Source organism: uncultured Paraglaciecola sp. (genome assembly GCF_943787955.1).
Classification (GTDB): domain Bacteria; phylum Pseudomonadota; class Gammaproteobacteria; order Enterobacterales; family Alteromonadaceae; genus Paraglaciecola.
Genome location: NZ_CALSOK010000015.1, coordinates 176,969 through 183,990, shown reverse-complemented (window position 1 = coordinate 183,990; position 7,022 = coordinate 176,969). Strand labels below are relative to the sequence as shown.

The following is a 7,022-nucleotide window of genomic DNA, read 5'->3' as shown; positions in this document are numbered from 1 at the left end:
TATAGGCACTCTTAGCTCCGACGTCTTTTGCAAAATACTTTGGTAAGGTTGCACAACTGTAGCTTGTGGACGCATCGATGAGGCATTTCGTATGATCAGCAAAAACATTCCCATACCAGACTAAACCTTTGTTCCAATGTTGCGTGAAATAGTCCGGTTCTTTGGGCGTCGCCAAACAAATATCCGGGTGTTGTTCTAGGTAACTTGCAAGTTGAGTTGTACCTGCCTTTTGCGCACCCAACAAAAACACTTTGGGTTGAAATTCTTCCATGAGTAAATACCTAAAAATTAAATAAGGAGATGTAGATTAATCGGCATAAATAGTAAGTAATGCAATTTAGACGTTAGTGGTAGTATCCTTTTTCTTTTAAGCGATTTTTCAAGCCCATAAGTGGATAACCTTTGCGATAAGCTAACTCTGCGTGATGGTGAGCCTCGTCATACTTTTCCATATCTGTATGCAACAGTCCCAGATTGTAATGCGCCTCAGGATTATTGTCATTCAATCGTATTGAGCTTTTGTAAGCCTGCAATGCTTCGCCATATTTTCCTGCTAGATGAAGGTGCAGTCCGTAGAGCATTCTTACAGTTTCATCATCCGGTTTGAAATACATTGCTCGTTTAAAGTAACAATCGGCTGTATAGGCTCTACTTGAACGAGGTTTATTCAAACGGGCGTATTTAGAGACTGCAAATAGGGCCCGGTGATAATTAGGAATGGCGCGCAAGGTATAATCAATGTCGCCCAAAACTGACCCACTGTTTTTTCCCTTAATTAGCCGCTCAACATCAGTAGTAAAGTGGGCGCCTAAGTACTGCGGGGAATTTTATCAGCATGCTTAGGGTTGGTAAAATCCCAAGGCCCATAAGCGTTTGCTAAAGGTTTACCGGGCACTATCCCGCATGATTTATTGTCTTTGCTTTGTGCCGCAAATGAAAAGCATAAAAAGATCATTGATAAACTGAGGGGGAAATAACATTTATCCAAAAACTTCAAGTGTTTCATGTTTCATCCTTGCTTAAAAAAGTCTAAACGTTTTAAATAGACTAACCTTGAATCTCCAGTTTACCATTTTGACGATTTCTGTGAATAAATCAATATTATATATCGCTTATCACTATCCGCCTGTGTTGGGCAGTAGTGGTGTGCACCGAACTCTGGCATTTACCCGTTATTTACAGGAACGCAGTTGGAATGTACAGGTAATATCAGCGTCACTCAAAGCTTACGATGATTGGTCGCAAGAACAATTCTCGTTTATACCTAAAAGTGTAAAGGTAACGCGGGCTTACGCCAGGAATGTGACAAAACACTATTCTATAAGAGGTAAATACACCAAGTGGATGGCGCTGCCAGATAAATGGCAAAGTTGGATAGTTGGTGGGTTTTTATCTGGCTTAAAGGCTATACGCAGTCATCGCCCCCAGTGTGATTGTTTTCTACCTACCCCATTGCTTCGGCCCATGTGATTGCTTATCTTTTACACAAAGCAACAGGTATTCCCTGGGTGGCTGATTTTAGAGATCCCATGGTGCAAAACAATTACCCAAAAGACAAGCATCAGAAAAAAGTCTGGGAATGGATAGAAAAAAAAGCGGTAAAGCATTGTAAGAAAATCATTTTCACCGCCCCGGGGGCACTTGAAACTTTATAAAAGAACGGTTTCCACTGGTTGACGAAAGCGTCTGGCAACTCATTCCTAATGGTTTTGACGAAACCATGTTTGAGGGCTTAGAGGTATCTTCGGAGCCATCACCACAACCAGCAGGATTAATTCGCTTATTACATGCGGGCATTGTTTATCCCAGTGAACGTAACCCTTCTGCATTGTTTAAAGCCATTGCTGAATTAAAACGAGAAAATAGACTCAGCGCCGAAAATTTCCAGTTGTGGTTGCGCGGTACAGCACATGATGAACATTATCACGCTACATTGATAGAACTCGGCGTTGACGATATAGTGATGCTTAAACCTCCAGTGACCTACAAAAAAGCACTACAAGAAATGTTGGAAGTTGAAACTTTATTATTGTTACAGGCAAAAAATTGTCACTATCAAGTACCCGCAAAGGCATATGAATATATTCGTGCCCGTAAGCCGGTATTGGCATTAACAGAAGAAGACAGTGATACCGGTCAGCTTATTAGTGGGGCAGGGGCGGCCATGTTAGCGCCTCTGGATGATGTAGAAAAAATAAAAAACGTACTACTGAAATTTATCGAAAAAGTACGAGACGAAAAATTCGAATTTTTATCAGAAGATAGTATGATGCAATACTCCAGAGCCTATCAGGGGAAGAAATTCATTAAGCTGATAGAAGACGTTGTGGGCTAGGATAATGCACATGTTTGTGTGCTGAGAATAAATGAAAGGGAATTCATCCATGTCAAAATGGAATAAAATACAATCTGCAGGGACGTTGCAGCACTTTTTATTCAGGTTTTCATCAAGCTGACCTGCTTAAATCTCTCTGTCTTTTGTCACAAGAAACGCCGCAGATTGCCGAAAATGAGAGTTTTGCGGTAATCGTCTTAGGCAGAGTCAGGCCGATTGACCAAGATTATATTGCGTCCTCAGCGGCACAGTGGTTATTAGAGCTCTGCCAGCAACACCCAAGGGATTATTACGCTAATATTGCCGGCTTTTTCAATCTCATTTTAGTTGATAAAAAGGCAAGTTCATTCTCGTTGGTACAAGATCACATTGCTTCAAAGCCATTGTATGTATGTGAACCAGAGAGTGGTCATTGGTTAGTCAGTTCTTCAAATCGTTTGCTTGAAAAACAGCTTGGCAGTGAGGCACTGAAGTTAAGCCATCAGGCAATTTTTAACTATTGCTATTTTCATTGCATTCCCTCTCCCGGGAGCATTTATGAGGGCGTAAGTAAGCTTTCTCCCGGCGAAGGAATTTAGCGTCTTTGATACGAACCAATCAAAGAGTCAAAATCGTTACGTCCCCGAATACAATTACACCGATGCAGCTCTGCCGGTGTCATATGCCGCCTGCCAGAAAGTAGTCGATGATGCCGTCAGGCGTAATATCAGTGACAAAACCGGCGCATTTTTGAGCGGTGGCTTAGACAGCTCGACCGTTGCCGGCATGATGGCCAGGCACCAGCAGAAACCCGCTACCTTTTCTATAGGGTTTGATGCGAAAGGCTATGATGAAACAGAATATGCTGAAATAACGGCTAAACATTTTGCTACCGAACATAAAGTACATTATCTAAAACCCGATGAAATAGTTGAAAACTTTGTTGAAGTGGCGGGATATTTCGATGAACCTTTTGGTAATTCATCAGCCATGGCTGCTTACGTTTGCGCTCAATTCGCCCATAAGCATGGTATTGACGTTATGTTGGGTGGCGATGGTGGTGACGAGATTTTTGCCGGTAACGAACGATACGCTAAGCAAAAAAAGTTTGAATTTTTCGCCATGGCACCAAAAATAGTACAACAACTAGCCGACACGGCGTTTGCTCAGTCGCCACTCTCTTCTATACCAGGTTTTAGTAAAGCAGCCAGTTATATTAATCAGGCCAAAGTGCCACTGCCTGACCGCTTAGAAAGTTATAATTACCTTAACCGTTTCCCCCTTGAGCAGATGTTTGATGCCGATTTTTTGGCCTCAGTTGATATAAGCGCGCCAATCGAATTACAGCGCCAACGTTTTGCCGAATGTTCAAGTGAGAATACCTTAGAAAAAATGCTTTATCTGGATTGGAAGTTTACCCTTGCAGATAACGATTTGGTAAAAGTCACTCAGATGTGCAACAAAGTGGGTATCGATGTGAGATATCCCTTGCTAGAAAAAGAGGTCGTAAATTTTACTTGTACCTTGGCACCCGAGGTGAAGTTGCCTAGGCAAGAGTTGCGTAAATTCTACAAGGGCGTCTTTGCTGATTTTTTATCATCGCGAACCATTAGCAAGCCCAAACAGGGCTTTGGTTTGCCTTTTGGGGTATGGATGAAGACCGAGGAAAAACTCAAAAGCATCACCCACCAATGTTTGCAGGAACTAAAAAAAAGACGCATATTCCAGCCAGATTTTATCGACCTGGTGTTAGACAAGCATGATTCAGAACATTCCCATTATTACGGTGAGTTAATTTGGGTGATGGTTATTCTTGAACTGTGGCTAAGCAGTAGGAACCGATAATCATGTTAGCGCATTTTACTTTAAAGTTACTGAGTAAATTATCCGGAAAAAACAAATTAAGTATTTTGATTTATCATGGGGTACTGGCCTCTTTTGATCCACTGCGGCCAAACGAACCCACTATTAGCTCGTTTTCTTGGCAAATGGAGGTCCTAAATAAGTATTTTGTCCCTCTGTCGCTGCCCGAGGCCTTACGTTTGTTACAAGCAGGCACTTTGCCTACCAATGCAGTGTGTGTCACCTTTGATGATGGCTATAAGAACAATCTCGAAGTAGCACTGCCTATCCTTAAACAGTTTGCTATTCCGGCCACCGTGTTTGTGGCCACCGCGTTCAGTCAGGGGCAGAACATGTGGAATGATAGGGTACTTCAGCTGTTTGCTGACAAGAGCATCACCACCCTCGATTTAAGCATTGCTGATTTAGGTGTGTGTGAATTCGGCGACTGGCCAGAGCGTAAACAACTTGCTAATACCTTATTAAAAAAGCTTAAGTATTTACCCATTGAAGAAAGGCTAGAGAAAATTGCCAGGCTATACAGAGCGAATGGGGGTGTTGAAGCACCCAGTTTAATGATGACACCTGACGAAGTTAAACAACTTTCTGATGCCGGTGTTTTAATTGGTGCCCATACGGTTAACCACCCGATTTTGAAAATATTACCTGTAGCGCAGCAAAAGCAAGAAATACAGCAGAGTAAAAGCCTACTAGAACAATGGACGGGTAAACCGGTTACCAGCTTTGCTTACCCTAATGGTCAAGTTGGGGTGGACTTAGACGAGCAAACTGTAGAGATTGTTAAAGAGCAAGGTTTTGATTGCGCCGTAGTAACGGATTGGGGTACCTCAACTCATGCGACCTCTCCTTTGATGCTAAAGCGCTTCACTCCCTGGGATAACACCCCCAATAAGTTTCATATGCGCTTAGTTAAAAATCAACTAATGGCCTAGTTTTTTGCTTAAAAAGGGATAGGGATATACATATGCAAACGGTATTCGATTGGCTTCCAGAATCGCTAAAGTGGCTGGTTTATTCAGTTTTAATCAGGTTGTTGATTAAATCTCCATCCCCTGAAAATAGCCATAAACTGCAGCCCAGTGATGGACACCAGTGTTGGCTGTTTTGCTCGACCATTGGCGAAGTGAACGCTTGCAAGCCGCTAATTGACGAGCTGTCTACTCGCTTCAATTTGGTGTTTTTTACCGATCGCAGTAATTATATAGCCACATTTAAACAGCTTTACCCCTCTGCGCATGTTATTTCCCTTGAACAGCTCGGTTCAGTGCAAACAGTAATAGACCATTATCAACCGCAACAGGTATTTATATGCGAAATTCCCGCTTTACCTAATGATGCGCCTTGTAAGCTGTCATACGACTTTTTACGCAAAGTAAAAAAGGCAGGTACCAAACTGCATCTGATTAACGCCTGGTTGTATGACTACGGCCCTGCCTGCCGCCAGGACAAACTAGAGAGGCTGTTGTTTCGTCAGGAGTACGTAAAGTTATTTGATACGATTTCTGCACAAAATGAAGATGTGGCCAGTCGGCTAATCGAAGCTGGCGGGAAAAACGTAGTGGTAACCGGTAATATGAAATTTGATGCTTTAACCGACTCAACAGTAAAAGTTAAAGATCAGATTTCCATGGCATTGTTGGCACAATATACACAAAGTTCCAAACCCACTTTTATTGCCGGTTGTGTGTCAGGATTTTGGGAATATGAACTGGTTATCCCGGCCATGAGGTGGGCGCTTGATCGCGGCTTTGAGGGGCATTTTATCATAGCGCCACGGCATCCTGAAAAGCCGGAGCATTTGGCTAAAATAGAACAGCTATTGACACAGTACAAACTAACCTTTGGATGTAAATCACAACTTGAAGAGGGCGTAGATTTTCCGTTTCAGGTCTTAGTTTTAGATACCATAGGTGAACTGAAAAGTTATTATTCTGTCGTCGACTGTGCCTACATTGGACTAAATCACAATGTACTTGAACCCCTTGCCTTTAATCTGCCCCTGGTGGTTACAGGTAACTGGAATCAACAGTTTCCCAGTTACCCGGTTTACTATGAAACTAAAAAATTGGGCTTGTTACACGAGGTGAATTGCGCTGCGGATATAGGTCAGTTTATTCTCGACAGTACGAAAAAAACACCGTCATCCAACGATGCCGCCAACAAATTGCAAAAATTGGCGGGCGCTACGGCTAAATGCAAACAGAATATTAACCGGATACAGCCATTGTTTTAATTCCTCAATTTTTTAGTAAAAAGTCATGGGGTCATACTGGTTCTGATAGCTAAAGAGAAAATATAAATATATGAAAATAATGAATATTCTACCCTGGAAGTTGCGCAATATTTTTGACTTAGCCCACAGAAAACATGCCCTGAATAAGGCTATGCATAAATTCCTGCAAAATCCGGAACAGTGTTTTAATGAGCAAAGTTCACTTCTAAATGAGTTGTTTTACGGTTGGGGTAATGAAGCCTGGAGCGCGGAAAATGAATACTTGCTGGCGTGTATAAAACAAGTGTTTGGAAGTATTAATTGTTATCGCATTCAGACACTCGGCAAAGCCTTCGCAAATCGAAAAAAATTGCTACCCTGCTTATGTAATCCGACTCATCATTGGTATGTAAGTCACAAATGAGCGCGGGTACATAATTCTACTGCAAGTTCACTGGTACTGGACAGCATAGACGAGTTAAATAGTTTTCACTCGGTTGCTGATTCGACCTACATGGGGAAGGATCATAATGCGCTGGAACCATTAAGTTTCAGTCTTCCCATAGTGGCAACCGATAACTGGAGTGGCCAATTTTCCAGTTGTCCTGTTTATCTGGAAACTAAGCGACTCAA

9 protein-coding genes and 1 pseudogene are annotated in these 7,022 nt (G+C 42.2%); 7 read left to right on the top strand and 3 right to left on the bottom strand.

Going from position 1 to position 7,022, the window contains the following annotated elements; genetic code table 11:
* From Q0Y52_RS15190 to Q0Y52_RS15180, 3 genes and pseudogenes are all read right to left on the bottom strand, one after another.
* Nucleotides 1-271 (bottom strand): annotated as a pseudogene (locus Q0Y52_RS15190) (hypothetical protein); the annotation flags it as partial.
* Between the two features lie 73 nt (nucleotides 272-344).
* Nucleotides 345-749, bottom strand: coding sequence for a tetratricopeptide repeat protein (locus tag Q0Y52_RS15185; RefSeq protein WP_297823048.1), 405 nt, complete (start codon nucleotides 747-749; stop codon nucleotides 345-347).
* 59 nt (nucleotides 750-808) lie between these two features.
* Nucleotides 809-1,006 carry a hypothetical protein gene (locus tag Q0Y52_RS15180; RefSeq protein ID WP_297823046.1) on the bottom strand — a complete coding sequence of 66 codons (198 nt, stop codon included), beginning with the start codon at nucleotides 1,004-1,006 and terminating at the stop codon, nucleotides 809-811.
* A gap of 80 nt (nucleotides 1,007-1,086) precedes the next feature.
* Here Q0Y52_RS15180 and Q0Y52_RS15175 point away from each other — a divergent pair, with 80 nt between their 5' ends.
* The 7 genes from Q0Y52_RS15175 to Q0Y52_RS15145 all read left to right on the top strand — a co-directional run bounded on the left by Q0Y52_RS15175 (nucleotide 1,087) and on the right by Q0Y52_RS15145 (nucleotide 6,410).
* Complete coding sequence (locus tag Q0Y52_RS15175; RefSeq protein WP_297823044.1) at nucleotides 1,087-1,470, top strand: hypothetical protein; 384 nt, start codon at nucleotides 1,087-1,089, stop codon at nucleotides 1,468-1,470.
* Nucleotides 1,467-1,655, top strand: a complete 189-nt coding sequence (locus Q0Y52_RS15170; RefSeq protein ID WP_297823040.1) for a hypothetical protein — start codon at nucleotides 1,467-1,469, stop codon at nucleotides 1,653-1,655. Before Q0Y52_RS15175 ends, Q0Y52_RS15170 begins: the two co-directional genes overlap by 4 nt.
* A gap of 65 nt (nucleotides 1,656-1,720) precedes the next feature.
* The gene (locus tag Q0Y52_RS15165) at nucleotides 1,721-2,335 is read left to right on the top strand and encodes a hypothetical protein (protein WP_297823037.1); all 615 of its coding nucleotides are present in this window, start codon (nucleotides 1,721-1,723) and stop codon (nucleotides 2,333-2,335) included.
* Between the two features lie 143 nt (nucleotides 2,336-2,478).
* Entirely contained in the window at nucleotides 2,479-2,913 is a 435-nt protein-coding gene (locus tag Q0Y52_RS15160) for a hypothetical protein (protein WP_297823035.1), read from the top strand.
* A gap of 76 nt (nucleotides 2,914-2,989) precedes the next feature.
* Nucleotides 2,990-4,159, top strand: coding sequence for an asparagine synthetase B (locus tag Q0Y52_RS15155; protein WP_297823033.1), 1,170 nt, complete (start codon nucleotides 2,990-2,992; stop codon nucleotides 4,157-4,159).
* Between the two features lie 2 nt (nucleotides 4,160-4,161).
* On the top strand, nucleotides 4,162-5,109 hold the full coding sequence (locus Q0Y52_RS15150) for a polysaccharide deacetylase family protein (protein WP_297823031.1): 948 nt from the start codon (nucleotides 4,162-4,164) through the stop codon (nucleotides 5,107-5,109).
* A 32-nt stretch (nucleotides 5,110-5,141) separates the two neighbouring features.
* Nucleotides 5,142-6,410, top strand: a complete 1,269-nt coding sequence (locus Q0Y52_RS15145) for a glycosyltransferase N-terminal domain-containing protein (protein ID WP_297823028.1) — start codon at nucleotides 5,142-5,144, stop codon at nucleotides 6,408-6,410.
* Nucleotides 6,411-7,022 lie beyond the last annotated feature (612 nt).